23 protein-coding genes and 2 riboswitches are annotated in these 24,203 nt (G+C 71.1%); of the genes, 12 read left to right on the top strand and 11 right to left on the bottom strand.

Features of this window, described 5'->3' with window-relative positions:
• The gene (locus E9232_RS33645) at positions 1-759 is read right to left on the bottom strand and encodes a class I SAM-dependent methyltransferase (protein WP_309801665.1); all 759 of its coding nucleotides are present in this window, start codon (positions 757-759) and stop codon (positions 1-3) included.
• A gap of 117 nt (positions 760-876) precedes the next feature.
• On the opposite strand from E9232_RS33645, the gene E9232_RS33640 reads away from it, so the two are divergent.
• From E9232_RS33640 to E9232_RS33625, 4 genes are all read left to right on the top strand, one after another.
• The gene (locus tag E9232_RS33640) at positions 877-2,763 is read left to right on the top strand and encodes a DNA/RNA non-specific endonuclease (RefSeq protein ID WP_309801663.1); all 1,887 of its coding nucleotides are present in this window, start codon (positions 877-879) and stop codon (positions 2,761-2,763) included.
• Between the two features lie 93 nt (positions 2,764-2,856).
• On the top strand, positions 2,857-3,627 hold the full coding sequence (gene gloB / locus E9232_RS33635) for a hydroxyacylglutathione hydrolase (RefSeq protein ID WP_309801662.1): 771 nt from the start codon (positions 2,857-2,859) through the stop codon (positions 3,625-3,627).
• An 18-nt stretch (positions 3,628-3,645) separates the two neighbouring features.
• Positions 3,646-4,248 carry a glutathione S-transferase gene (locus E9232_RS33630; protein WP_309801660.1) on the top strand — a complete coding sequence of 201 codons (603 nt, stop codon included), beginning with the start codon at positions 3,646-3,648 and terminating at the stop codon, positions 4,246-4,248.
• On the top strand, positions 4,245-4,688 hold the full coding sequence (locus E9232_RS33625) for a cupin domain-containing protein (protein WP_309801658.1): 444 nt from the start codon (positions 4,245-4,247) through the stop codon (positions 4,686-4,688). Before E9232_RS33630 ends, E9232_RS33625 begins: the two co-directional genes overlap by 4 nt.
• Before the next feature lies 1 nt (position 4,689).
• Here E9232_RS33625 and E9232_RS33620 read toward each other — a convergent pair whose 3' ends face one another.
• Positions 4,690-5,667, bottom strand: a complete 978-nt coding sequence (locus tag E9232_RS33620; RefSeq protein WP_309801657.1) for a GlxA family transcriptional regulator — start codon at positions 5,665-5,667, stop codon at positions 4,690-4,692.
• A gap of 171 nt (positions 5,668-5,838) precedes the next feature.
• Between E9232_RS33620 and E9232_RS33615 the strand changes: the two genes are divergently transcribed.
• Positions 5,839-6,747, top strand: coding sequence for a DMT family transporter (locus E9232_RS33615; RefSeq protein ID WP_309801655.1), 909 nt, complete (start codon positions 5,839-5,841; stop codon positions 6,745-6,747).
• 14 nt (positions 6,748-6,761) lie between these two features.
• On the opposite strand, the gene yddG is transcribed toward E9232_RS33615, so the two are convergent.
• From yddG to ftsY, 8 genes are all read right to left on the bottom strand, one after another.
• Complete coding sequence (yddG, locus tag E9232_RS33610) at positions 6,762-7,670, bottom strand: aromatic amino acid exporter YddG (RefSeq protein WP_309801654.1); 909 nt, start codon at positions 7,668-7,670, stop codon at positions 6,762-6,764.
• A 130-nt stretch (positions 7,671-7,800) separates the two neighbouring features.
• On the bottom strand, positions 7,801-8,847 hold the full coding sequence (locus E9232_RS33605; RefSeq protein WP_309801653.1) for an ElyC/SanA/YdcF family protein: 1,047 nt from the start codon (positions 8,845-8,847) through the stop codon (positions 7,801-7,803).
• A gap of 162 nt (positions 8,848-9,009) precedes the next feature.
• A complete protein-coding gene (locus tag E9232_RS33600) occupies positions 9,010-9,747 on the bottom strand; it encodes a DUF3142 domain-containing protein (RefSeq protein WP_309801652.1) in 738 nt (245 codons plus the stop codon).
• 3 nt (positions 9,748-9,750) lie between these two features.
• Positions 9,751-11,976: a PA5441 family protein gene (locus E9232_RS33595; RefSeq protein ID WP_309801651.1), complete on the bottom strand. Its 2,226-nt coding sequence runs from the start codon at positions 11,974-11,976 to the stop codon at positions 9,751-9,753.
• A 197-nt stretch (positions 11,977-12,173) separates the two neighbouring features.
• The gene (locus E9232_RS33590) at positions 12,174-12,905 is read right to left on the bottom strand and encodes an SDR family oxidoreductase (RefSeq protein WP_309801650.1); all 732 of its coding nucleotides are present in this window, start codon (positions 12,903-12,905) and stop codon (positions 12,174-12,176) included.
• An 11-nt stretch (positions 12,906-12,916) separates the two neighbouring features.
• Positions 12,917-14,764, bottom strand: coding sequence for an NUDIX domain-containing protein (locus tag E9232_RS33585; RefSeq protein WP_309801649.1), 1,848 nt, complete (start codon positions 14,762-14,764; stop codon positions 12,917-12,919).
• 4 nt (positions 14,765-14,768) lie between these two features.
• Positions 14,769-16,238 carry an AMP nucleosidase gene (locus E9232_RS33580; protein WP_309801648.1) on the bottom strand — a complete coding sequence of 490 codons (1,470 nt, stop codon included), beginning with the start codon at positions 16,236-16,238 and terminating at the stop codon, positions 14,769-14,771.
• A complete protein-coding gene (ftsY, locus tag E9232_RS33575; protein ID WP_309801646.1) occupies positions 16,235-17,194 on the bottom strand; it encodes a signal recognition particle-docking protein FtsY in 960 nt (319 codons plus the stop codon). Before ftsY ends, E9232_RS33580 begins: the two co-directional genes overlap by 4 nt.
• A 106-nt stretch (positions 17,195-17,300) precedes the next feature.
• Positions 17,301-17,399, top strand: a riboswitch (TPP riboswitch).
• Between ftsY and thiO the strand changes: the two genes are divergently transcribed.
• From thiO to E9232_RS33555, 4 genes are all read left to right on the top strand, one after another.
• Positions 17,390-18,592, top strand: a complete 1,203-nt coding sequence (gene thiO, locus E9232_RS33570) for a glycine oxidase ThiO (protein WP_309801645.1) — start codon at positions 17,390-17,392, stop codon at positions 18,590-18,592. It overlaps the preceding riboswitch by 10 nt.
• A complete protein-coding gene (thiS, locus tag E9232_RS33565; protein ID WP_309801643.1) occupies positions 18,589-18,792 on the top strand; it encodes a sulfur carrier protein ThiS in 204 nt (67 codons plus the stop codon). Before thiO ends, thiS begins: the two co-directional genes overlap by 4 nt.
• Before the next feature lie 29 nt (positions 18,793-18,821).
• Entirely contained in the window at positions 18,822-19,592 is a 771-nt protein-coding gene (locus E9232_RS33560) for a thiazole synthase (protein WP_309801641.1), read from the top strand.
• Positions 19,589-20,203 carry a thiamine phosphate synthase gene (locus E9232_RS33555; RefSeq protein ID WP_309801640.1) on the top strand — a complete coding sequence of 205 codons (615 nt, stop codon included), beginning with the start codon at positions 19,589-19,591 and terminating at the stop codon, positions 20,201-20,203. The genes E9232_RS33560 and E9232_RS33555 overlap by 4 nt, the downstream gene beginning before the upstream one ends.
• A gap of 81 nt (positions 20,204-20,284) precedes the next feature.
• Here the strand turns inward: E9232_RS33555 and dapF are convergent, their stop codons facing one another.
• Entirely contained in the window at positions 20,285-21,133 is an 849-nt protein-coding gene (gene dapF, locus E9232_RS33550; protein ID WP_309801639.1) for a diaminopimelate epimerase, read from the bottom strand.
• Between the two features lie 95 nt (positions 21,134-21,228).
• A riboswitch (cobalamin riboswitch) is annotated at positions 21,229-21,429 on the top strand.
• A gap of 102 nt (positions 21,430-21,531) precedes the next feature.
• Here dapF and E9232_RS33545 point away from each other — a divergent pair.
• From E9232_RS33545 to rpsP, 3 genes are all read left to right on the top strand, one after another.
• Positions 21,532-22,113 (top strand): GNAT family N-acetyltransferase, encoded by a 582-nt coding sequence (locus tag E9232_RS33545; RefSeq protein ID WP_309801638.1) that lies wholly within the window; start codon positions 21,532-21,534, stop codon positions 22,111-22,113.
• A 165-nt stretch (positions 22,114-22,278) separates the two neighbouring features.
• Complete coding sequence (gene ffh / locus E9232_RS33540) at positions 22,279-23,676, top strand: signal recognition particle protein (RefSeq protein WP_309801635.1); 1,398 nt, start codon at positions 22,279-22,281, stop codon at positions 23,674-23,676.
• A 67-nt stretch (positions 23,677-23,743) separates the two neighbouring features.
• A complete protein-coding gene (gene rpsP / locus E9232_RS33535) occupies positions 23,744-24,103 on the top strand; it encodes a 30S ribosomal protein S16 (protein ID WP_309801633.1) in 360 nt (119 codons plus the stop codon).
• Positions 24,104-24,203 lie beyond the last annotated feature (100 nt).

The raw sequence follows: 24,203 nt of genomic DNA, 5'->3' as shown, positions 1-24,203 counted from the left end.
TCAGCCCGGCTCGTCGCCGTCGCGGCGCATGCCCAGGGCGGTCTGGGGGGCGCCGACCGGCACCAGCACCGGCCGCCCGGCGCGCACCTTCTTGCCGCGCGACAGCTGGTAGATCTGCTTCGACGCCTCGACCATCACCGTGCCCGAGACGCGCTGGAACCAGCGGGCGCCGGCCTCTTCCCATACCCCGGCGGTCGACAGCAGGAAGCGCGACCCGGTCGGCGGCAGCCACAGCGCCCGGGCCACCCGCTCCGGCACGAACAGGTGCTGGCGCAGCGCCTGGTTCAGCTGGCTGGCGGAATAGGGCTTGCCGTGGCCGAACGGGGTGCGGTCCGACCGCGCCCACAGGCTGCGCCGGTTCGGCACCACCACCAGCAGCCGGCCGCTGCCGTTCAGCACCCGCCAGATCTCGCGCATCAACTCGCCCAGCTGCTCGGTCGCCTCCAGCCCATGCACCAGCAGCACCCGGTCGACCGACATGTCGGGCAGCGGCAGCTCGCACTCCTCGGTCAGGGCCACCAGGCCGCGCCCGTCCGGCGGCCAATGGGTCACGCCCTGTTCGGCCGGCATGCAGGCGATCACCCGCTCGGCCTCGCCCAGGAAGGGGCGCAGGAACGGGGTGGCGTAGCCCAGGCCGATGATGATCTGGCCGCGCGTGTCCGGCCACAGCGTGCGGATCTGGCGCCGCACCATGCGGCGCACCACCAGCCCCAGGCTGGTGTCGTAGAACTCACGCAGATCGATGACGTCGCTGTACATCCGCCGGTCGTCCCGAAGCCTGTCTCAGGATACAATACCTCATCGGCGGCCGGCCCGGACCGGGCGTCGCCGCCGCGTCCCAGCTGTTCGCACACACTGATATTCAGGAGTTGCGCCATGGCCCGCAAGCCCGCACCGCGCAAGATCGACCCGGAGCGGCTGAAACAGGCGGTGCGGGAGGCGGCCGACGCGTATCTCGACCATCCCAACGTCACCTCGGTCGGCATCGGCAGCAAGATGGCGGGCGGCAAGCCCACCGGCGAGCTGTGCATCCAGTTCACCGTCGGCCGCAAGATCGCGCCCCAGGCGCTGGTCGAGGAGGGCATCCCGCCGCTGCCGGCCAGCATCACCGTCGATGGCGTGAAGGTCCCGACCGATGTGATCGAGCGGCGCTACAAGCCGTCCTGGCAGCTGGTGCCGCAGACGGCGAAGGACCCGCGCAAGCGGCGGCAGGACCCGCTGGTGCCCGGCATCAGCATCAGCCATCCCAAAGGCACCGCCGGCACGCTGGGCTGCATCGTCTACGACCGGCAGGAGGGGCGGCCGCACATCCTGTCGAACTGGCATGTGCTGCAGGGCGAGGGCGGCAAGCTCGGCGACGACATCGTCCAGCCCGGCCCGTTCGACGACAACCGGGTCGACGACAACCAGGCCGGGGTGCTGGTGCGCAGCCATCTCGGCCTGGCCGGCGACTGCGCCATCGCCCGGATCGAAGGGCGCGGGATCGACCCCGAGATCCTCGGCCTCGGCGTCGCGGTGGACCGGCTGGGCAAGCCGGAGCTCGGCGACCGGGTGGTCAAGTCCGGCCGCACCACCGGCGTCACCTGGGGCATCGTCACCCGGATCGAGACCACGGTGAAGCTGTTCTATGGCGACGCGGTCGGGACCAAGAAGATCGGCGGTTTCGAGATCGGGCCCGACCCCGACCATCCGGCGGCCGAGGACGAGATCAGCAAGGGCGGCGATTCCGGCTCCGCCTGGCTGGGCTTCGATCCGCAGGGCCGGCCGACCGGCGTGATGCTGGGCCTGCATTTCGGCGGCGAATCCGACGCCGCCGACGCCGGCGAGGGCGACTTCGCGCTGGCCTGCGCCGCCGAGAGCGTGTTCAAGAAGCTGGAGATCGAGCCCGCGCCGTCCGAGCGGGCGCTGGCCGTGCCGATGGCCGCCGCCTCTGGCTACGATCCGGGCTTCCTCGGCACGGCCGTGGCGGTGCCGGTGATGTCGCGGGCCCAGGCCGCGGACGCGGTGAAGGTCGGCGATTCCACGACCATCCGCCACACCCACTACTCCCTGGCCCTCAGCAAGGCGCGCCGGCTGGCCCGCTGGGTGGCCTGGAACATCGACGGCGGCCAGATCAGGCTGCTCAGCCGCAGCGGGCTGAAATTCGTGCTCGACCCGCTGGTCGACGCCAAGTGGCAGACCGACGACGCGCTCTACGTCGCCAACCGCCTCGACCGCGGCCACATCGCCCGGCGCCAGGACCTGGTGTGGGGCCCGCCGGAGGAGGCGGCGCGGGCCAACCGCGAATCCTTCTACTTCACCAACATCGCGCCGCAGCACGAGGCCTACAACCAGTCCGGCCTGAACGGGCTGTGGGGCCTGCTGGAGAACGCGATCCTGGAGGAGGTCGAGGTCGAGCACCTGCGCATCTCCGCGCTGGGCGGCCCGGTGTTCCGCGACGACGACCCGGTCTATCGCGGCGTCGCCATCCCGCGCGACTTCTGGAAGATCGTCGCCTATGTCGAGGCCGGGGCGCTGAAGGCCAAGGCATTCCTGCTGACCCAGGACGACCTGCTGAACCGGATCGAGGCGCTGGGGCTGGAGCAGTTCCGGCTGTACCAGCTGCCGATCGCGGAGCTGGAGAGCCGCACCGGGCTGGATTTCGGCGACCTCAAGGCCGCCGACGACCGGACGGCCCCGGCGCGCCGGGCGCGCGGCCGCGGCGTGGTCGCGGCCGCGCCCGTGGTGACCGTGATCGAAAGCCTTGATGACATCGTGCTGTGACCGGCGGCAATTTGGCGCCCTGACGGGGTCGCCGCGGGCGGCGGGAGCGGCTATGCTGCCACCCGTTCCCGCCCCGTCCGTCCAGGAGCACGCATGGCCTCGTTTCGCGTCACGCTGATCCCCGTCCTCAAGGACAACTACGCCTATCTGCTGGAGGACGAGTCGACCGGTATGGTCGGCGTCGTCGACCCGGGCGAGGCCGATCCGGTCGCGGCGAAGCTCGAGGCCAAGGGCGGGCGGCTGGACTGGATCCTGAACACCCACCATCACGGCGACCACGTCGGCGGCAACCACGAGCTGGCGAAGCGCTACGGCGCCTCGATCGTCGGCCCGGCGGCGGAGGCGCACCGCATCCCCGACCTCGACCGCGGCGTGGCCGAGGGCGACCATGTCATGATCGGGGCCGCGCGGGGTTCGGTGATCGAAGTGCCCGGGCACACCGCCGGCCACATCGCCTTCTGGTTCGAGGAGGCGGGGGCGCTGTTCTGCGGCGACACGCTGTTCGCGCTGGGCTGTGGCCGGCTGCTGGAAGGCACGCCGGAGCAGATGTGGTCGAGCCTGCAGAAGCTGCGCGCCCTGCCGAACACGGCGCGGGTCTATTGCGGCCATGAATACACCCAGTCCAACGCGCGCTTCGCGCTGACCGTCGACCCCGCCAACCCGGTGCTGCAGGCCTATGCCGAGGATGTCGACGACACCCGCAGCAGCGGCGCGCCGACCATTCCCTGCCAGCTCGGCCGCGAGAAGCTGGCCAACCCGTTCCTGCGTGCCGATGCCGCCGACCTCCAGGCCGCGGTCGGCATGGCCGGCGCCGAACCCGTCGCCGTCTTCGCCGAGATCCGCCGGCGCAAGGACAATTTCTGACCTCGACCAAGGACGATCATGCAGCTCCTGTACAGTCCGTTCTCGCCTTTCGCCCGCAAGGTGCGCATCGTTGCCTTCGAAGCCGGCCTGCAGGACCGGATCGAGGTGGTGACGACCAGCACCGAGGACCCGGCCAGCGGCCTGTCCGAGCACAATCCGCTGAACAAGCTCCCGGTGCTCGAGACCGAATTCGGCCCGCTCTACGACAGCCCGGTGATCTGCGAATATCTAGACACGCTGCATGACGGCCCGAAGCTGTTCCCGGTCGCCGGCCCGGCGCGGTGGCGGGCCCTGCGCTGGCAGGCCCTGGCCGACGGGCTGCAGGACGCCGCCCTGCTGATCCGCTATGAGGCGTCGCTGCGCCCGGCGGAGCGGCAGCACGCGCCCTATGTCGAACGCCAGCAGGCCAAGATCCGGCGCGCGCTCGACCGGATGGAGGCGGATGCGGCGGAGCTCGACGGCGCGCCGACCATCGGCTCGATCGCCGCCGCCGCCGCGCTCGGCTATCTCGACCTGCGCTTCGGCGATTGGGGCTGGCGCGAGGGCCATCCGCGGCTGGCCGCCTGGCACGCGGCCTTCGCCCAGCGGCCGTCCTACGCCACGACCGAAGTCAAGGCATGAGCGGATCCGCCGGGATGACGCCGCAGGGCATCATCGCCAAGCTCGGGATGCGGCCGCATCCCGAGGGCGGGCACTATGTCGAGCTGTGGCGCGACCCGCCGCCGGAAGGTGGGCGCGGCCGGGCCTCGCTGATCCACTTCCTGCTGCAGGCCGGCGAGGTGTCGCACTGGCACGCGGTCGATGCGCCGGAGATCTGGATCTGGCAGGCCGGTGCGCCGCTGGCGCTGTCGATCGCCGAGACCGGACAGGCCGGAGAGACGGTCCGGCTGGGCCCCGACCTGATGGCGGACGACCGCTTCCAGGCCGTGGTGCCCGAGGGGCATTGGCAGGCGGCGCGCAGCCTGGGCGACTGGACCCTGGTCAGCTGCGTCGTCGCTCCCGCCTTCCGCTTCGAAGGCTTTACCCTGGCAGCGCCGGACTGGCGGCCGGAGCTGGGCTGACCTAGGCCGAGGCGATTCCGTCGTGTCGCACCAGCCGCGACCGGCGGAAATCGCCCGGCGTGCTCGCGAAGCGATGGCGGAACCTCCGGCTGAAATGCGCCGAGTCGGAGAAGCCGCATTCGACCGCGATCGCGGCGAAGGGCTTGTCGGTCGTCTCCACCAGGTGGCGCGCCAGCGACAGCCGCATGTCCATGACGGCCGCCCGGGGCGAGCTGCCGAGCGCGGTCGCGAAGTGCCGTTCGAGCCGGCGCCGGGTGATGCCCAGATGCCGGGCGATCTGGCCGATGGCGAGCGGTGCATCCAGGCTCTGCTGCGCCAGCAGCAGGGCCTTCCGGACGAAGGGATCGCTGGTCTGGACATCGAGGGCCGGGCTCGGCTGCGGTGTCTCTCCCGCCTCCGCCCCGTTGATCATCATGATGTGCAGGCTTTTCGCCGCCGGTGCCTTGCCGAGATGCCGCTCGACCAGGAACGCGGCCAGATGGGCCGCGCTGGCGCCGCCGGGGCAGGTCAGGCGGTCGCGGTCGACCAGGAAGATCTGGTTCGACACGGGCTGGAGGCCGTCGAACTGCTCCAGGAAATCGGTGTGGTGGAACCAGCTGACGCAGCAGCGATAGCCGTCCATCAGACCGGCGCGGTGCAGGATGAAGGCGCCGGTGCAGACGCCGACGAGGTGCACTTTCGCGGCCGCGGCCCGGTGCAGGTATTGCCGGTATTGGGGGTCGAGATCGAAGGTCTGGTCGATCAGCCCGCCCACCACCACGATGTAGTCGAAGGCGCCGGGATCGCCCAGCCGTTCATGGGGTGCAACCGCCACGCCGCTGCTGGACGCCACGGGGCTCATGGTGTCGGACAGCACGCGCCACTCGCAGCGGATCGGCCGGCTGCGGTCGCCCTCATCCGCCGCCAGCCGCAGGACATCGACGAAGTTGGCGAAGGCGTTCAGGGTGAAGTGCCGCGCCAGGATGAACCCGACGGACAATCTCGGGGCTTCCCGGTTCGACCCGGCCGGCCGGCGTTCGCCCATCCCGATCCCCCTGAAGGTGTCGCACCGATCATAGCCGGTTGACGCACCCATTCTCTCCGGGTGTGGCCGGATCGGCAATACTGCCGGCGGGGCCGCCTTCAAGGCCCGATCGGCAGGGCACAACCGATGAAACTGACCTACATCGCCTTTGTCGTTCTCGGCCTCATCTGGGGGTCGAACTTCACCTACATGAAATGGGCCTCCGAACTGATCAGCCCGGCGCAGATCACTCTGCTGCGGGTGTTTTTCGGCTTCCTGCCCTTGGCGTTCGTGGCCTGGCGCAAAGGGGTGATCGAGCGCAGCCAGCTGAAGCATCTGCCGCATTTCTTCGTCATGGCGGTGGTGGCGACCGCCTTCTATTACTTCGCCATCGTCAAGGGGACGGCGCTGCTGCCGTCCGGCATCGCGGGGGTTCTGGGCGGGTCGATCGCGCTGTTCACCGCCATCGCCTCGCTGTTGTTCCTGCGGACCGAGAAACTCAACGGGCTGATGGCGGCCGGGGTCGTCTCGGGCTTTGCCGGCATCGTCCTGATCTCGCGTCCCTGGGAGGGGGCGCGCAACTCGATCGACCTTCTGGGGGTCTTCTGGATGCTGGGCGGCGCCATCATCCTGGGGCTGTCCTATGTCTATGTCCGCCGTTTCCTGTCGCCGGCCAACCTGCCGCCGCTCGCGCTTTCGACCTGGCAGATCGGGCTGGCGCTGCCGGTGCTGCTCCTGGTGACCGACCTTACCGGCATCGGGCGCATCCTCCAGGATTGGCATGCCGCCGTCGGCGTGGCGATCGGGCTGGGCGTCCTGGGGACCGGAACCGCCTTCCTCATCTACTATTTCCTGCTGCAGCAGCTCGGCGCGGTCGCGGCCTCGGGCTCGACCTACATCACGCCGGTGGTCGCGCTGCTCATCGGCTGGGCCGCCGGCGAGCAGGTCGGCCCGTTGGAGGTGGTGGCTGTGGTCTTGATTCTCGCCAGCATCGCGATGCTGCAGGTCGGACGACAGCGTGCTCTCCGCATGACACTCCAGTCGCAGGCGTCCTGAGGTCCGGGACAGGTTCAGGACTTCGCAAAGGACTCCGGCTGGGCGCGGCGGGCCCACAGGTCGCGCCCGGCCAGGATGGCGCCGCCGACGATGAGGGCGCAGGCGATGCCGACGGACGCGGTCAGCGCCCCCTGGCCGAAGGCGATCAGCAGCAGGGTCGACAGCAGCGGCGCGGCATAGGCGAAGGCGCCCAGCGCGCGGATATCGCCGCGCTTCACCCCATGGTCCCAGACGAAGAAGGCGAGGCCGACCGGCCCCAGCCCCAGCGCCACGATCGCCGCCCAGCCCGCGGCATCCGGCACCACCGTCTCTTCCAGCGCCAGATGGCACAGCAGCGACAGCAGCGCGGTGCCGCCGCAGAACCAGCCGACGGTCTCGGTCGGCACCGCGCCGATCCGCCGGCTGAGCACGGAATAGCCGGCCCAGATCATGGCGGAGACGGCGGCCGCGCCATAGCCCAGGGCGAAGCGCGGGTCGAAAGCGACTCCGCGTCCGCCGATCAGCACGGCAACGCCGGCCAGCCCCAGCGCAGCGCCGGCCAGATGCCACCAGCGCAGCCGCTCGCCGGGCAGCAGGGCCGAGAACAGCACGATCAGCAGCGGCCAGGCGTAATTGATCAGATTGGCCTCGACCGGTGGTGCCAGGCGCAGCGCCACGAAGAACACGAGGTGGTATCCGAACAGCCCGCCGATCCCGAGCAGCCACACCGCCGGCGGCTGGCGCGCGGCGGCCAGCGGTGACCGGCCCTGCACCCGCATCCACACCAGCCCGATCAGGAAGGCGATGACGAAGGCCATGCCGGTCAGCTGGAACGGCGGGATCGCCCGCGCCCAGGTGACCAGCAGGGCCAGCGTCGCCCACATCAGCACGGCGGTGCCGCCGATCAGCGTGGCGCGCCTGATAGCAGCGAGGTCGGAGGACATGGAGAGGGCTCTGCGGATGGAGCGGACAGCTATACTCGATTCATCGTCATCCCCGCGAAAGCGGGGATCTCTGTCCACTCCGGACGCGAAGAGATTCCCGCTTTCGCGGGAATGACGAGAACGGAAGGGCCTACTGTTGGAGCCCCGGATAGGCCCAAAGCCCCGAGGTCCGCATCAGGTCGCGATAGACCACCAGCCGCTCATCGGGGCTGACCTTCGCGGCCTCCTCCAGCGACGGGGCGTCCAGCGCGATCGCCGGCACCACCGGCAGCGCCAGCCCGTACTGGGCCAGCGACTCCTCGACCACCACCCGTGCCCGCCGCATGTGGCTGGCGCTGGTGACCAGGATCACCGCATCGCCGCCATGGCGCTTGATCAGCGACGCCGCGTTCAGGCCGTTGCCGACGGTGTCCTTGGCCTTGTCCTCGCCGATGATGCGGTCGCGGTCGACGCCTTGTTCGACCAGCCAGCGGGTCATCAGGTCGGCCTCGGTCACGCCCGCCTGGGGCTGGCCGCCGGTGACGATCAGCCGGGCCGTCGGGTTGGCCTGCGCCGCCTTCAGCGCCACCGCCAGCCGGTCCATCAGCGGCGGCTGCATGGTGCCGTCCTTGGCCAGGGCATAGCCCAGCACCAGGATCACCGGCTTGCCCGGCAGGGCCGGGACGGCCAGGGTCGGTGGATCGGCCAGGATCGCCTCGGTGCGGGCGAAGCGGGCGCGGTACTGCAGGGCCTGGGCGCGGTCCAGCCCGGCCAGGGCGATGTCGGCCAGGGCCGCGGCATCGGCATCGCCGCGCACCCGGGCCAGGGCCGCCATCCAGGCATAGGCGTCGGTGGCGCGCGGGTCGTGCCGGGTGATCTCCTGGTAGGTCGCCTCGGCCTCCGGGATCTTCTTCTGGATGATCTGGGTCGAGGCCACGGCGTAGCGGAAGTCCAGCCGCTCCGGCGCCAGGGTCGAGGCCTCGGCGAAGGCCTGTTCGACCACGTCGTAGCGGCCGTGCAGGGTGATGCCCTTGAACACCTCCGCCTCGGCCTTCTTCACGTCGCCGCCGGACCAGTAGTACTGCATGCCGGTGTCGACCAGGGTCCGGATCCGGGCCTCGGTGGCGTCGTCATAGGCGATGGCGGGGGCGGCCAGCGCGCCCAGCAGGGCGAGGCCGCAGGCGATGCGTCGGATCATGGGGGCCCGTCCCTTTGTGAAGCCTTCCTGGCCCCGGTTCATACGCCAGATTCGGGACACGGAGAATCGCCAATGACCGATGACAATCCCGCCCTTCCCGCCACCCTGTGGTCGTGGCGGCCGGAGGATCGCCCTCGGGCTGGCGCTGTTCGACGGCGGCGCTCACGGATCCAGCAGGAACACGACGTAGCCGCGGAACCAGGGGCTGTCCTCCAGCCCCTCCGGCGCCTCCCACTCGCCGTGCTGCACCAGCCCGATCTTGAACGGCAAGGTCAGCCGGGCGATGCGGGGCAGGTAGGCGCGGTAGTTCGGGATGGTGTGGCGGCCCTGATAGGTCTGGATCACCACCTCGTCGACCACGCCCTGCAGCTGGTTGATCGCGTCCGGGCTGGCGTTGCTGCCCCAGTCCATCAGCCCGGTGATGCTTAAGCGGTATTCGGCCGGTAGCTTGGCGCGCAGGTCGCGCAGGAAGGCGGCGTAGTCCTGCAGGTGCCGGGTGCGGGCATCGAAGTCGATCTGGATGCCGACCACCGGGTTGCCGGCCTGCCGCCAGCGCCGGGCCTGGGACAGGATGACCGGCAGGATCTCCGCCGGCCAGCGCAGGGTGTGGGCGCGGTAGGCCAGCCAGACCTCGCCCTGGCGCAGCCGGGGCACGGCGATGCCCTGGGCGATGATCCGCGCCGGGCCATGGCCGCCCCGGCGCGGCGGGTCGACCTGACCCTGCAGGATATACAGGGTCCGTGCCCGGGCCAGCACCGGCTGCGGCGCCACCCCCGCCCACAGCCAGAAGGCGTCATGCGCGGCGGCGTCGACGCCGGCCGCGGCCGCCAACCGCGTCGAGACCAGCGGTATCGTGGCCAGCAGCGCTGCGGCCAGCGCCCAGCGCGCCGGGAATCGCATCGCCTACCAGTAGTATTTCAGGGTCTTGGCCCAGCTGGTGTTGGGATAGCGCGACTTCAGGGTCTGGAACCACTGCTTGCGCTGGGCCGTCGGGATGTCCTGCGGGCCGCAGCCGTTGCTCTGGCTCGGGGCGAAGCAGTTGATGGCGCGGTACAGGGCGTAGGCGCGGTCGTTGCGGCCGGCCTTGCTGTCGCCGATCACCTGCATGTAGCCGTCGAGCCGGGAATAGACCTTGCCCGGGAACTCGGTGGCGGTGCCGCCCAGGTCCTGCGCGTCCGGCTGGTGGTCCAGCGCATAGGAGTCCAGGCCGTTGCGCAGGATGAACTCGCCCAGGCAGTTCAGTCCCTCGGGGCTGCCGGCGTTGCGCTGCAGCGTGGCGGCGATATCGCGGATCGACGGGCAGGTGTAGTCGGATTCCGCCGTCTTGCCGTCCCAGTGGAACAGGGACAGCGACTGGTCCCACGGCACCGACGGCTTCTCCGGCAGCGGGTCCGGCAGCAGCGCCAGGTCGCTGCCGAAATCGCGGTAATGGCCGCGCAGCAGGTCCTTGTAGAGCAGGGTGAACAGGGCGGTGTCCTGCTCGGTCTCCGGCGCGCCGGCCGCCTTGGCCTGCTGGCGCAGCAGCGCCGGCCCGGCCAGGTTGCGCAGCAGGATCTGCCGGATCTGCGGGGTCTGGATCGGCGAGTCCGGCGCGAACACCGCGGCCAGCCGGCCGCTGCGCTCGTAGTTCATCGCCAGCGCCAGGTCCAGCTGGGCGCGCTGCAGCGGCTGCTGCTGCACCAGCGGCATCAGCTTCAGCCACAGATCCTGCGCCCCGACCCAGTCGCCCTTCGCCTCCAGGGCGAAGCCGCGCAGGGTCTGCCGGCTGAATTCCAGGTAGTCCGGCGCGCTGGTCGGCAGCGCGTCCGGCAGACCCTGCAGGGTCTTGTCGGGATCGGCCTCGACATAGAAGTGGAAGGCGCTGACGAGATAGGCGTACAGCGCGGGATCGCTGATGAAGCGCGGCTTCTGCGCCTGCAGGTCGGCCAGGGCGAAGGCGGTGCCGTCGGCGCCGGGGTCGCGGTGGCGCATCTGCATCAGGTCCAGCACCGCCAGCAGATGCGGGTCGGTGACGTCGGCCGGCGCCACCTGGGTCAGCAGCTTGTTGTCGGCCTCCTGCACCAGCGCGTCCAGCGGCAGGGATTGCGGCGGCGTGTTCGGGCGGGCCAGCAGCGAGGCGTATTCGGCGGCCAGCTTCGTCCGGTCGCCGCGCAGCCAGGCGACACGGCGCAGCAGGCCCTGGGCCGACCCGGCATAGAGGCCGGACGGATAGGCCTGCAGGTACTGGTCGAAGGCCTTCTCGGCGGCGTCGAGCGTCGGCTGGTCGACATTCTCCAGCTTGGGATAGCCCATGTCGTCGAAGCTGTTCGCCTGAGCCTGGTTCAGTAGGGTCCGCGCCGCCATGTAGCCGGCGGTCTCCTTCAGCCAGGCCCGGCCGCTGCCGGCGAGGCCGGTGAAGGCACGGGTCGCCGCGGGAAAGTCGCCGGCATAGAAGGCCATGGCGCCCTGCAGGTAGTCGGCGAACTGCTTGCCCAGCGGCGACTGGACGCCCTGGGGCGCGATCGCGGCCTGCTGCGCCGGGTCCCAGGTGCAGGCGCCCAGCAGCGCCAGCCGGCTGCGGGCCAGGGCCTTGCGCTCGGCGTCGGGCAGCTCGGTGCTGGCGACCAGCTGTTCCAGGAAGGTCCGCGCCGTGGCGTCGTCATTGCTGGCGCAGCGGCTGCCCTCGCCGCTGGCGAACAGGTTGGCCGCGGTGTCGGCGGTCGCGGTGCCGGCCGCCTCGGGCGTCACGCCGATCTGCTTGGCGAGATCGGCCAGCGCCGCGGCGGCGGCGTCGGCGGCACTCGGGGCGGCCGGGGTCTCGACGACCGTGGTGCCATCGGTGGTGCCGTCGGCGCTGTCGCCGGTCGGGCTGCCGTCCTGCGGGCCGGACAATCGGTCGATCGAGAACGGCACCAACCCGTAGCCCATCTGTTCGTCGAACTGCGAGACCGGCTGGTCCGGCAGCGGCTCCAGGCCCTGGTCGGCCAGCAGCAGGCGCAGATTGACCCGGCTGTCATTCGCCGGGCTGAGGAAGGGCAGGCTGTTGCAGCCGTCGAGCTGATCGCGCTTGAGCGACCAGCTCAGCGAGCAGCCGAAATCCCCGCTCGCCTGGGCTGCCTGGATGCCAAGGCCGCTCAACAGCAGCACCATGGGAAGCAAACCGCGCCGCACCATCATTCCTCCCTCAACCTGCCTCGACCGTTGGACCGGTCCCACCGGGTGCGGCTGGCCACACCGGGTGTCCGTCCAGTATCAGATCGCCGACCCGGCCGACAGATCCGGCATCGCCCGATCGGTCCCCGATCCTGCGCGCGCCGGAAGGCAAAACCTTGGCACGCCGGATCGCCTTAGAGTCCGCCCGCCACCTTCAGCACCGTGGCGGTGGTGTAGCGCGCGGCGTCGGACAGCATCCAGGCCACCGCTTCGGCAACGTCCTCGGGCTCGCCCGGCCGGCCGGCGGGGATCCGCGCCGTCACCCGGTCCAACCGCCCCGGCTCGTGGATCCCAGTGCGGATCATGCCCGGCGACACCGCGTTGACCCGGATGCCCTCGGCCGCCAGTTCACGGCCCAGGCCCAGGGTGAAGCTCTCCACCGCACCCTTGGTCGCGGCGTAGTGGACGTATTCGCCCGGGCTGCCGCTCTGCGCCGCGCCCGAGGACAGGCTGACGATCACACCCTTGGTCCCGGCGGCGCGGAAGCGGCGCACCGCCTCCCGCGCGCACAGGATCGGGCCGATCAGGTTGACGTCGACCACCCGGCGCAGTGTGTCGGCCTCCAGCTCGGCCAGGGGGCCGTTGCGGCCGGTGATGCCGGCGTTGTTGACCAGCCCGCGCACCGGCCCGAAAGCGGCCTCGGCCTGGTCGAACAGGGCCCGGATGTCGTCCTCGACGGAAGTGTCCCCGGCCACGGCGATGGCCTGCCCGCCGGCGCCGGCGATCTCCGCCGCTACCGCTGCGGCCGAGGCCGCGTCGCTGCGGTAGTTCACGCACACCGCCCAGCCGTCCCGCGCGGCGCGGCGGGCGATGGCGGCGCCGATGCCGCGGCCGCCGCCGGTGACGATCAGCAGGCCCGGGGTCATCGGACCCGGGCTCACAGCGCCAGCAGCCTTTCCGCGAAATCGGCGATCGGGGCGCCGTCGACCATCAGCCCGGCCGGGACCGAGAAGTGCCCCTGCGGCCGGACATGGACCTGCGCCTCGGGCACGCCCCAGCGTCGGGCGATGGCCTGGCCGCCGGCGAAGGGGGTGACGTCGTCCTTGCTGCCCAGCACCATGAACACGTTGCCGGTGTCCATCTCAGGCCGGCCGACCGGGTCGGTCAGCGGCCGCCAGCGGCTCAGCGCCGCCTCGTCCCAGCCGGCCGCCGCCAGGGCGCGGTCGAGGCCGAAGGCGCGGGCGAAGGACCCGCCGAAGGCGATGTCCTCGATCCCCTCCGAGGTGGTGAACAGCAGCAGCGCGTCGGGCCGGCAGGCGGCCGGCCAGCTGCCGCTGTGGGTGGCGGCCAGCTGCGCGGTCAGCGCGCCGAAGCTGATGCCGCTCCAGCCCACCGCGCCGGTGCTGGTCTGGCGGGCCCAGCGGGTCAGGATCGCGACCTCGCGCACCGCGGCCGAGAGATGGTCCAGCGCGCCGAGCGGGGTCGACGCCACCATCGGCTCGCCGGCGTAGGACCCGTGACGCTTGCGCCGCCCGTGCCAGGGCGCCTCGACCAGCACCACGCGCAGGCCGCGCCGGACCAGGGATTCGATTTCCGTCAGCGGGCCGCGCAGATGGTCCGGCTCCATGCACACGCCGTGCAGATGGACCACGGTCGGCGGGTTCACCACATCGGCCGGGGTGAACACCCGGGCCCAGCAGGCGCTGGCCACCGCCGGCTCGGGCGACGGGAAGGTCACCCAGTGGTCGGTGCCCAGCTCGCTCGGCAGCCGCCGGGTCTCCTCGATCACCGGCAGCAGGTCGGGCAGCCGGTAGGCGTTCTCGGAATCGGCCAGCCGGGCGCCGTGCCGGTCGTCGACTTCGGCCACCGTCGGGATCGCCCAGCGGCAGGCCGGGATCTTGCGGTTGTTGCCGAACAGGGCGAAGCGCAGCCGACTGGTGGTCAGGGCCGAGGCCGCATCCAGCCGCGCTTCCTCCGCCGCCACCACATCGGCCAGCGGCGCGGTGGTCGAGAACAGCAGGCGCTGCCATTCGGCGTCGGCCTGGCGGTGCTGCTCGGTCAGGCGGGAGATGTCGCGCAGGGTGCGGCCCAGCCAGAGCGGTCGCTTGCCCAGCACTTCGGGGGCAATCTCCAGCTCGGCGCAGAAGCGGTGCAGGTCGCCCTCGGCGGCGATCGCCGCGGCCAGGCTGCGCGACGCCGGCAGGAACCAGCCGCGCAGCAGGGCCAGGGACATGCCGTCGAACCAGGGGCGGGCCACCAACCGGCCCAGCGGGGTGCGCATCAGCCGCATCAGGTCCGGCCGCGGCTTCAGCCGCACCTGGCCCTGCCGCCGCTGGCGCTGGTGCCGCTGCCGGGCCGACAGGTGCAGCACCCGCCGCAGCTCCGGCCATTCGATCAGCGCATCGGCCTCCTCCAGCGTCGCCCAGCGCGCCGCGGCGGCGTCGTCGCCGGCCACCGGCTCGCCGGACCGCCATTCGCACTCGACGTCGATGATGGTGTAGTGCCACTCGACCCCGCCATCGGCGTCGCGGTGGATCGAATCGACCGCGGTCAGGATGCCGACCGCTTCGGCCTCGACCCCGGCCTCCTCCAGTGTCTCGCGCAGCGCCGCCTCGAACAGGGTCTCGCCCAGCTCCTGGCTGCCGCCGGGAATGCTCCACTGCCCGGCCTGGGGCGCCTTGCCGCGCTGGATCAGCAGCAGCCGGTCGTCGCGCCAGACCACGGCGCCGACGCCGATCCGCGGCCGGTCCATCCTGGCCTTGGGGGAACCGCTGTCCTCGGGCATGGCCTTACTGGAACGCGACTTCGGCGAAGCTGCGCAGCTTGCGGCTGTGCAGCTGTTCCAGCCCCAACTCGCGCAGCCGCTCCATGGCGCGGATGCCGATCTGCAGGTGCTGGCCGACCTGCTGCTTGTAGAAGGCGTCGGCCATGCCCGGCAGCTTCAGCTCGCCATGCAGCGGCTTGTCGGAGACGCAGAGCAGCGTGCCGTAGGGCACCCGGAAGCGGAAGCCGTTGGCGGCGATGGTGGCGCTCTCCATGTCCAGGGCGATCGCCCGGCTCTGGCTGAAGCGCTGCACCGGCTCGCTGTAGTCGCGCAGCTCCCAGTTGCGGTTGTCGATGGTGGCGACCGTGCCGGTGCGCATCACGCTCTTCAGGCTGTAGCCGGACAGGCCGGTGATCTCGCTGACGGCATGCTCCAGCGCCACCTGGATCTCGGCCAGGGCCGGCACCGGCACCCACACCGGCAGGTCGGCGTCCAGCACGTGGTCCTCGCGGACATAGCCATGGGCCAGGACATAGTCGCCCAGCTTCTGGGTGTTCCGCAGGCCGGCGCAGTGGCCCAGCATGATCCAGGCATGCGGCCGCAGCACCGCGATGTGGTCGGTGATGGTCTTGGCGTTGGACGGGCCGACGCCGATGTTGACCATGGTGATGCCGGAATGGTCCGGCCGGGTCAGGTGGTAAGCCGGCATCTGCGGCAGCCGCGCCGCCGGGGCGCCGCGGGCGCGGCCGCCGGGCAGGGTGACGCGGTCGCCCGGCTCGATGAAGGCGTCGTAGCCGCCGCCGTCGCCCTGCATCAGCTCATGCGCGTGGCGCACGAACTCGTCGATGTAGAACTGGTAGTTGGTGAACAGCACGAAGTTCTGGAAATGCTCGCAGCCGGTGGCGGTGTAGTGCTTCAGCCGGAACAGCGAATAGTCGGCCCGGGGGGCCGTGAACAGCGACAGCGGGTCGGGCTGGTCCAGCGGGGTCACGGCGGTGCCGTTGACGATGCTGTCGTCCATCAGCGCCAGGTCCGGCAGGTCGAACACCGCGCGCATGTGCAGCATGCGCTCGCGGGTCAGATCGCCCTCGACATGCATGCCGTCGGGGAAGGCGAAATGGACCGGGATCGGCGTGTCGCTGACCCCGACCTCGACCGGCACATGGTGGTTGTGGATCAGCTGGCCGATCTGCTCGGTCAGGTAGCGGTGGAACAGCGACGGCCGCGTCACCGTGGTGCGGAAGGTCCCCGGGCGGTCGACGAAGCCGTAGGACAGGCGGGTGTCGGCCCGGCTGAAATCCTGGACCGTGACCTCGACATAGGGGTAGCAGGCGCGGATCCGCGCCGGCGGCTCCTCGCCGCGGGTGTAGTCGCGGAAGGCGTCGCGCAGCAGGCTGGTCTGGGCGTCGTAGATCGCGTGCAGCCGGGCCACCGCTGCGGGGGCGTCGTGGAACAGCTCCGGCGCGAAGGTCTGGGGGGCGAGGCTCTGGCTCATGCTTCGACTCCCATCAGCGACCGGCCGAACTGGTCGGGGTCGAACGGCCTCAGGTCGTCGATGCTCTCGCCGACCCCGATCGCGTGCACCGGCAGGCCGAAGCGCTCGGCCAGCGCCACCAGCACGCCGCCGCGGGCGGACCCGTCCAGCTTGGTCACGATCAGCCCGGTCACCGCCGCCATGTCGCGGAACACCTCGACCTGATTGTGGGCATTCTGGCCGGTGGTGGCATCCAGCACCAGCAGCACGTTGTGTGGCGCGGTCGGGTCGATCTTCTTGATGACGCGGACGATCTTGGCCAGCTCGGCCATCAGGGTGTCCTTGTTCTGCAGCCGGCCGGCGGTGTCGATCAGCAGCACGTCGCGGCCCTCGGCCCTCGCCCGGGTCAGCGCGTCGAAGGCCAGGCCGGCGGCGTCGGCGCCCGGGGCGGCGGTGACCACCGGGCAGCCGGAGCGTTCGCCCCACACCTGCAGCTGGTGCACCGCGGCGGCGCGGAAGGTGTCGCCGGCGGCGATCATCACCGACCGGCCGTCCTCGCGCCATTGCTTGGCCAGCTTGCCGATCGTAGTGGTCTTGCCGGTGCCGTTGACGCCGATCACCAGCACAACCTGCGGCTTGCGGTCGGGCGACAGGATCAAGGGCTTGGCGACCGGGCGCAGGATCTGCGCCACATGGTCGGCCAAGGCGCGGCGGACCTCGTCATCCGAGACCTCCTTGCCGAAGCGGGTGCGCGCCAGTTCGGCGGTCAGCTTGGCGGCGGTGGCGGGGCCGAGATCGGCCTGGATCAGCAGCTCCTCCAGCTCTTCCAGCGTGGCATCGTCCAGCTTGCGCTTGGTGAAGATGCTGCTGATGCCTTCGGTCAGCTTGGCGGAGGAGCGCGAGAGCCCCTCCTTCAGTCGGGTGAACCACCCTTTTTTCGGCGCCCCTGCGCCGCTGTCGTTGGTCTGTTCTGTCATGCGCGCTTCTTACCACGCCGCATGTGAACTTCGTAAGTCGGGCGGGCGCGGGTCAGGGGCGCCTGCAGAAAAGGGTTGCACCCGCCCGCAACCGGGACTGAAATGGCGGCATCGGCTGGGGTGCCCACCGTTACGGCGGGCTGAGATCATACCCATCGAACCTGACCTGGATCATGCCAGCGGAGGGAGCCTGAGGTGAACGGCATTCCGAATCCGTCCCGCTATCGGGACGATCTTCCCGACACGCCACCGCTGCGCGGCGCGAAACCGCGCGTCGCCATCGTCGGCGCCGGAGTCAACGGTCTGGCCATCGGCTGGCGCCTGGCCCGGGCCGGCTGCCCGGTCGACGTCTACGACCGCGGGCCGGTCGGGCGCGAGGCCAGCTGGGCCGCCGCCGGCATGCTCGCCGCCGGCCTCGAGGCCGAGCCGGGCGAGGAGGCGCTGTTCGGCTTCTGCCGCCATGCCCAGGCGCTCTGGCCCGGTTTCGCGCGGGAGGTCGAGGCCGCCTCGGGCCTGCCCATCGGCTATCGCGACGAGGGCACGCTGGCGGTGGCCCTGACCCGCGACGATGCGGCGGAGCTGCGCTTCTCCGCCGAATTCCAGACCCGGCTCGGGGTCAATCTGACAAGGCTGACCGGGGCCGAACTGCTGAAGCGCGAGCCGATGCTGCGCCCCGGCCTGGCTGCCGCGGTGCACAGCCCGGCCGACCACCAGGTCGACAACCGCTGGCTGGTGCCGGCCCTGGCCGAGGCGCTGCGCCGGGCCGGCGGCGTGGTGCACGACCATGCTGCGGTCGACGCCGTCGTCACCGATCGCGGCCGGGCGACCGGCGTGGTGGTCGCCGGCACGGTCCGGCCGGCAGATGTGGTGGTGCTGGCGGCCGGGGCCTGGTCCGGCGGCATCGCCGGCATACCGCGCGAGGCGCTGCCGCCGGTGCGGCCGGTCAAGGGCCAGATGCTGGCGCTGCAGATGGACCCGGCGGCGCCGCTGCTGCGCCACGTGCTGTGGGCCGGCAAGGCCTATCTGGTGCCGCGCCTCGACGGCCGCCTGATCATCGGCGCCACGGTGGAGGAGCGCGGCTTCGACACCACCGTCACCGCCGGCGGAATGCTGTCGCTGCTCGACGCCGCCTGGCGGGTGCTGCCGGGGATCGAGGAACTGCCGGTGGTCGAAAGCTGGGCCGGCCTCAGGCCCGGCAGCCGCGACGACGCACCGATCCTGGGCCCGTCGGCGGTCGAGGGGCTGGTGCTCGCCACCGGCCACCACCGCAACGGCATCCTGCTGCTGCCGGCGACGGTCGAGGCGATGGCCGGCCTCATCCTGGAGGGCCGGCTGCCGGCGGCGGCCGAGCCGTTCCGCATCGACCGATTCACCCGGGTCGCGGAGGCGGCGCAATGAACGTGGTCGTGAACGGCGAGGTCGAAGCCGTCATCGGAATCAGCATCCTCGACCTGCTGCTGGCCAAGGGCATCGACCCGGCGGCGCGCGGCACGGCGGTGGCGCTGAACGACGCCGTACTGCCGCGGGCGCGCTGGCCGGAGCGGCAGCTGGCGGCCGGCGACCGGGTCGAGATCGTCCGCCCATTTCAGGGCGGTTAGGGGCCAGGGCGGCTGAGGAGAAAATGGATATGCAGGATCCCCTGATCATTGCCGGCGTGGCGCTGCAGTCGCGCCTCCTGATCGGCACCGCCGGCTATCCCAACCGGCAGCTGATGCTTGAGTCGATCGAGGCGTCGGGGGCGGAGATCGTCACCGCCTCGATCCGCCGCATCAGCCTGGAAGGCTATGCCGAAAGCCTGGTCGACCTGGTCGGCGACCGCTGGCGCCTGCTGCCCAACACCGCCGGCTGCATGACCAGGCGGGATGCGGTGCTGACGGCGCAGCTGGCGCGCGAGGCGCTGGGCACCAACTGGCTGAAGCTGGAGCTGATCGGCGACCGCGAGACCCAGTATCCCGACGTCGCCCAGCTGGTCGAGGCGGCGGATGAGCTGGTGCGCGACGGCTTCGTGGTGCTGCCCTACTGCAACGACGACCTCGTCACCTGCCTACGGCTGGCCGATGCCGGCTGCGCTGCGGTGATGCCGCTGGGCTCGCCGATCGGCTCCGGCCTCGGCGTCTCCAACCCGCATGCGATCGAGATGATCTGCAACCGCCTGTCGGTGCCGGTGGTGCTCGACGCCGGCATCGGCACCGCCTCGGACGCGGCGCTGGCGATGGAGCTGGGCTGTTCCGCCGTGCTGCTGTCGACCGCCATCGCCAAGGCGCGCGACCCGCTGCGCATGGCCCGGGCGATGCGGGCGGGGGTCGAGGGCGGGCGGTTGGCCGCGCTGGCCGGACGCATCCCCAAGCGCCACCTCGCCGACCCCTCCAGCCCGCAGCTCGGCCTGATCGGGACGTGACCAGGCTGCCGGCGCCGGCGCTGCTGCTGATCACCGACCGCAGCCAGTCGGCCCGGCCGCTCGAAGGGGTGGTGGCGGATGCGCTGGCCGTCGGCTGCCGTTGGGTCAGTGTGCGCGAGAAGGACCTGCCGGAGGCGGAGCGGCGCGCCTTGCTGCGCCGGATCTCGGCTTTGGCGCAGCCGGTTGGAGCTATCGTCACAGTCCATGCCGACCTGGAGGCGGCGGCCGAGGCCGATGGGCTGCATCTCGCGGCCGGCGGAGACCCGGGTGCCGCACGGCATCGGCTCGGGCCGTCCGCGCTGATCGGCGCCTCCTGCCACTCCGGGGCGGAGGTCGCGGCCGCAATTGCGGCCGGCGCCGACTACGTCACCCTGGGGCCCGTGGCGCCGACGGCGAGCAAGCCGGGCTATGTCCCTGCGCTGTCACCCCCCGAGGCCGGGGCCATCGCCCGCCGCCATCCCGGACGGGTGATCGCGCTCGGCGGCGTCGAACCGGATCTGGCGGCAGGGCTCCTGGCCACCGGATTCGCCGGCATTGCGGTGATGGGCAGCGTCATGCGCGCGCCGGCGCCAGGGGCGGCGATCGCGGCGCTGCTGGCGGCCCTTCAGTAGGTTGGGTTCGCCTCGGCGAACCCAACATCTCGCCACTGCTCTGATGATCGTTGGGTTCGCCTTGCGAACCCAACCTATGGGCTACGCGTCTTTCGGTGCGTCCAGCAGGTCGCGCGACAGGATGCCGGCGAAGCTGGTCTCGGCCGGGCCGGTCATCAGCACATGGCCGTCGCTCTCGCGCCACTCGATCAGCAGGTCGCCGCCGTCCAGCACCACGAAGACGGTACGGTCCGCCAGGCCGCGGCGGATGGCGGCGACGGCGCCGGCGCAGGCGCCGCTGCCGCAGGCCTGGGTGACGCCGACCCCGCGCTCCCACACCCGGTAGCGCAGCCGGTCGCGGCCCAGCACCTGGACCACGCCGATATTGGCGCGCTCGGGGAACAGCGGGTCGTGCTCCAGCACCGGGCCGACGCCGTCGATCTGCACCGCCTCGGCGTCGGGCACGAAGAAGATGGCGTGCGGGTTGCCCATCGACACGCCCACCGGGTCCGACAGCGCGCCGGACGACACCGGCAAATGCAGCGTGTCGGCCTCATGCGCCAGCGGGATGTCCTGCCAGCCCAGCCGGGCCGGGCCCATGTCGACGGTGACGCCGCCGGGTGCCGTGCGACATTCCAGCAGGCCGGCGCGGGTCTCGACCGCCAGCGTCTCGGCGCCGGTGTCGGCCATGACCAGCGCGGCGACGCAGCGCGTGCCGTTGCCGCAGGCACCGGATTCGGTGCCGTCGGCGTTCAGGATGCGCATGAACACATCGGCGCCCGGCGTCTGCGTCGGCTCGATCACCAGCAGCTGGTCGAAGCCGACGCCGCGGTGCCGGTTGGCGATGCGGCGGGCCTGGTCGGGATGGATCGTGATCGGCCGCTCGCGCGCGTCCAGCACCACGAAGTCGTTGCCCAGCCCATGCATCTTCCAGAACGGCAGCCCGTCCATCGCCCACTCCCAAGTCTCTCCCCCTCCATATGGCATCATCGCGGCCATGGGTGCGAGGCCTAAGGCCTGCGTGATCGACAGGGCGGGGGCCGCCGGGTAGCATGGCGGCCGACGGTGCCCCGGGAGACCGGGGTGAAAAAGGGAAGCCGGTCACTCCCCAATTTGGGGTCATGCCGGCGCTGCCCCCGCAACTGTAGGCGGCGAGTCTGTACCCGAAGCCACCGGAGCCGGTCCGGGAAGGGGGTGCGAGGCGGCGACCCGCGAGCCAGGAGACCTGCCGTCGAAGGATTGCGTGTGACCGGGCGGGGTGTCCCCGGGCGGCGAGCTGGCGTCAGGGCGAGGTCCGCCCATGCCCCGGCCCCTCCCGAACCCCTTGGGAAGGTGGGAGAGGCTCTGTGATGTGCGACCTGAGCGTGCGGCCGCTGGTGGCCGCGGATGTGCCGATGCTGCTCGACATGCTGCGCGAGCTGGCGGCCCACACCGGCCAGTCCGCGGCGATCACGGCGCAGCGCGCCGATCTCGACGAGGCGCTGGCCGAGGTGCCGCCGCGCTTTCGCGGCCTGATCGCCGAGGATGGCAGCGGCGTGGTCGGCTATCTCAGCTACACCATCGACTATTCGATCTGGGCGGGCGGCGACTTCATCCGCGTCGACGACGTCTATGTCCGCGAGCGGGCGCGCAGCCAGGGCGTCGGCCGGCAGTTGATGCGGGCGCTGGCCGACAAGGGCGTGTCCCAGGACATGCGGGTGCGCTGGGAGATGGATCCCGTCAACCACGGCGCGCGCCGCTTCTACGACGCGATCGGCGCGGTGCCGCGGGACAAGACGATCTGGAACTGGTCGGTGGCGGCGATGGAGGCGTTCCTCGACCGCGTCGACCCGGTGCCGGTCGAGGGCGCCGTCCCTTCCGAGGCCGGCCGCGGCCTGCCGGGCGAGGACGGCTTCATCCTGGTGCTGCGCCGGGACGACGGGCAGCGGTAGGGAAGGGGTCGCTGGCCGCTTTGGTTGACTCCGGCGCGTCCCCCGCCTAAAAGACCCACCGTTGCGGGATTGGCCCGCAGCGAGACCCCAAGGGGTGCCGCCAGTTCGCGAGTGTCGCGCACTGGCGTTTTTCCGTTTGGGATCGCGGGATTCGTAAGGGCGATCATGTTCGAAGGACTGAGCGGCCGTCTCGGCGACATCTTCGACCGGCTTCGCAAGCGCGGCGCGCTGTCGGAGGCCGATGTCGGCGCCGCCCTGCGCGAGGTGCGCGTGGCGCTGCTCGAGGCCGACGTCGCCCTGCCGGTGGTCAAGGACTTCATCGACAAGGCGCGCGAGCGCGCGGTCGGTCATGAGGTGCTGCGGTCGGTCACGCCGGGCCAGCAGGTCATCAAGATCGTCCATGACTGCCTGATCGAGATGCTGGGCGGCACGCCCGGCGAGATGCCCGACATCAACGCCCCGACCCCGATCAACCTGATCGCCGTGCCGCCGGTGCCGGTGCTGATGGTCGGCCTGCAGGGCTCGGGCAAGACCACCACCACCGGCAAGCTGGCCCTGCGCCTGAAGGACCGCGACAACCGCAAGGTCCTGATGGCGTCGCTGGACACCCGGCGCCCGGCGGCGCAGGAGCAGCTGAAGATCCTCGGCGAGCAGATCGGCGTCACCACCCTGCCGATCGTGCCGGGGCAGGAGCCGCTGGCCATCGCCCGCCGCGCGCTGGAGCGCGGCCGCCTCGAAGGCTTCGACGTCGTCCTGCTCGACACTGCCGGCCGCCTCGCCATCGACGAGGAGCTGATGGCTGAGGTGGTCGCCATCCGCGACGCCACCAAGCCGACCGAGACCCTGCTGGTGGCCGACGCCATGACCGGACAGGACGCGGTCAACGTCGCCCGCACCTTCCATGAGCGGGTCGGCGTCACCGGCATCGTCCTGACCCGGGTCGACGGCGACAGCCGCGGCGGCGCCGCCCTGTCGATGCGCGCCGTCACCGGCCAGCCGATCAAGCTGATCGGCACGGGCGAGAAGATGGACGCGCTTGAGCTGTTCCATCCCGACCGCATCGCCAACCGCATCCTCGGCATGGGCGACGTCGTCAGCCTGGTCGAGCGGGCGTCGCAGACGATCGAGAAGGAAGACGCCGAGAAGCTCGCCGCTAAGATCCAGAAGGGCGAGTTCGATCTCGAGGACCTCGCCTCCCAGCTGCGCCAGATGCGCAAGATGGGCGGCTTGCAGGGCCTGATGGGCATGCTGCCCGGGGTCGGCAAGATCAAGGACCAGATGAAGACCGCCGGCCTGGACGACAAGATGATCAAGCGGCAGGAGGCGATCATCTCGTCGATGACGCCGGTCGAGCGCCGCAACCCCAAGATCATCCACGCCAAGCGCAAGATCCGCATCGCCGCCGGCTCCGGCAGCACGGTGCAGGATGTCAACAAGCTGCTGAAACAGCATCAGCAGATGGCGGACATGATGAAGCGGATGAAGAAGCTGGGGAAGGCCGGGATGATGCGCGGCATGCCCAAGCTGCCGCCAGGCATGCTGCCGCCCGGCTTCAAGATGTAGGGGCGGCCGCACTTCGTCCGGCCACCCCCGTGCAAAACGATAGATTGACCCTGAGGAGAGTACCGTAATGTCCGTCAAGATCCGCCTGACCCGTGGCGGCGCCAAGAAGCGCCCGTTCTACTCGATCGTCATCGCCGACACGCGCAGCCCGCGCGACGGCCGCTTCATCGAGAAGGTCGGCACCTACAACCCGATGCTCGAGAAGGATCATCCGGAGCGTCTGGTGCTGAAGGCCGAGCGCATCAAGCATTGGCTGTCGGTCGGCGCCCTGCCGACCGAGCGCGTCGCCAAGTTCCTCGGCCAGGCCGAGCTGGCGCCGATGCCGACCTGGCGCGAGACCCCGTCCAAGTCCGCCCCGAAGGCGAAGGCCCAGGAGCGCGCCAAGGCCGCTGCCGACGCCGCCGCTGCCGTTCCGGCCGAGGGCTGATCCGAGCGCCTTCTCCCCTTCGTTCTTTCATTGTCATTGCCCGGCTTGACCGGGCAATCCAGGGGCCACCAAAAGCAGCTCTTGCTGCCCCTGGATGCCA

This window comes from Inquilinus ginsengisoli (genome assembly GCF_031453975.1).
GTDB lineage: Bacteria > Pseudomonadota > Alphaproteobacteria > DSM-16000 > Inquilinaceae > Inquilinus > Inquilinus ginsengisoli_A.
This window is presented reverse-complemented; position numbering and strand designations above follow the sequence as displayed.

What these genes read in the sequence shown, in the direction of transcription:
- E9232_RS33645 (WP_309801665.1), bottom strand. Translation starts at nt 759, where the DNA reads ATGTACAGCGACGTCATCGATCTGCGTGAGTTCTACGACACCAGCCTG.
- E9232_RS33585 (WP_309801649.1), bottom strand. Translation starts at nt 14,764, where the DNA reads ATGCCCGAGGACAGCGGTTCCCCCAAGGCCAGGATGGACCGGCCGCGG.
- E9232_RS33545 (WP_309801638.1), top strand. Translation starts at nt 21,532, where the DNA reads ATGTGCGACCTGAGCGTGCGGCCGCTGGTGGCCGCGGATGTGCCGATG.
- ffh (WP_309801635.1), top strand. Translation starts at nt 22,279, where the DNA reads ATGTTCGAAGGACTGAGCGGCCGTCTCGGCGACATCTTCGACCGGCTT.
- dapF (WP_309801639.1), bottom strand. Translation starts at nt 21,133, where the DNA reads ATGGACGGGCTGCCGTTCTGGAAGATGCATGGGCTGGGCAACGACTTC.
- E9232_RS33600 (WP_309801652.1), bottom strand. Translation starts at nt 9,747, where the DNA reads ATGCGATTCCCGGCGCGCTGGGCGCTGGCCGCAGCGCTGCTGGCCACG.
- ftsY (WP_309801646.1), bottom strand. Translation starts at nt 17,194, where the DNA reads ATGACAGAACAGACCAACGACAGCGGCGCAGGGGCGCCGAAAAAAGGG.
- yddG (WP_309801654.1), bottom strand. Translation starts at nt 7,670, where the DNA reads ATGTCCTCCGACCTCGCTGCTATCAGGCGCGCCACGCTGATCGGCGGC.
- E9232_RS33630 (WP_309801660.1), top strand. Translation starts at nt 3,646, where the DNA reads ATGCAGCTCCTGTACAGTCCGTTCTCGCCTTTCGCCCGCAAGGTGCGC.
- E9232_RS33615 (WP_309801655.1), top strand. Translation starts at nt 5,839, where the DNA reads ATGAAACTGACCTACATCGCCTTTGTCGTTCTCGGCCTCATCTGGGGG.
- E9232_RS33590 (WP_309801650.1), bottom strand. Translation starts at nt 12,905, where the DNA reads ATGACCCCGGGCCTGCTGATCGTCACCGGCGGCGGCCGCGGCATCGGC.
- E9232_RS33580 (WP_309801648.1), bottom strand. Translation starts at nt 16,238, where the DNA reads ATGAGCCAGAGCCTCGCCCCCCAGACCTTCGCGCCGGAGCTGTTCCAC.
- gloB (WP_309801662.1), top strand. Translation starts at nt 2,857, where the DNA reads ATGGCCTCGTTTCGCGTCACGCTGATCCCCGTCCTCAAGGACAACTAC.
- E9232_RS33605 (WP_309801653.1), bottom strand. Translation starts at nt 8,847, where the DNA reads ATGATCCGACGCATCGCCTGCGGCCTCGCCCTGCTGGGCGCGCTGGCC.
- E9232_RS33560 (WP_309801641.1), top strand. Translation starts at nt 18,822, where the DNA reads ATGCAGGATCCCCTGATCATTGCCGGCGTGGCGCTGCAGTCGCGCCTC.
- E9232_RS33595 (WP_309801651.1), bottom strand. Translation starts at nt 11,976, where the DNA reads ATGGTGCTGCTGTTGAGCGGCCTTGGCATCCAGGCAGCCCAGGCGAGC.
- thiS (WP_309801643.1), top strand. Translation starts at nt 18,589, where the DNA reads ATGAACGTGGTCGTGAACGGCGAGGTCGAAGCCGTCATCGGAATCAGC.
- E9232_RS33625 (WP_309801658.1), top strand. Translation starts at nt 4,245, where the DNA reads ATGAGCGGATCCGCCGGGATGACGCCGCAGGGCATCATCGCCAAGCTC.
- E9232_RS33640 (WP_309801663.1), top strand. Translation starts at nt 877, where the DNA reads ATGGCCCGCAAGCCCGCACCGCGCAAGATCGACCCGGAGCGGCTGAAA.
- rpsP (WP_309801633.1), top strand. Translation starts at nt 23,744, where the DNA reads ATGTCCGTCAAGATCCGCCTGACCCGTGGCGGCGCCAAGAAGCGCCCG.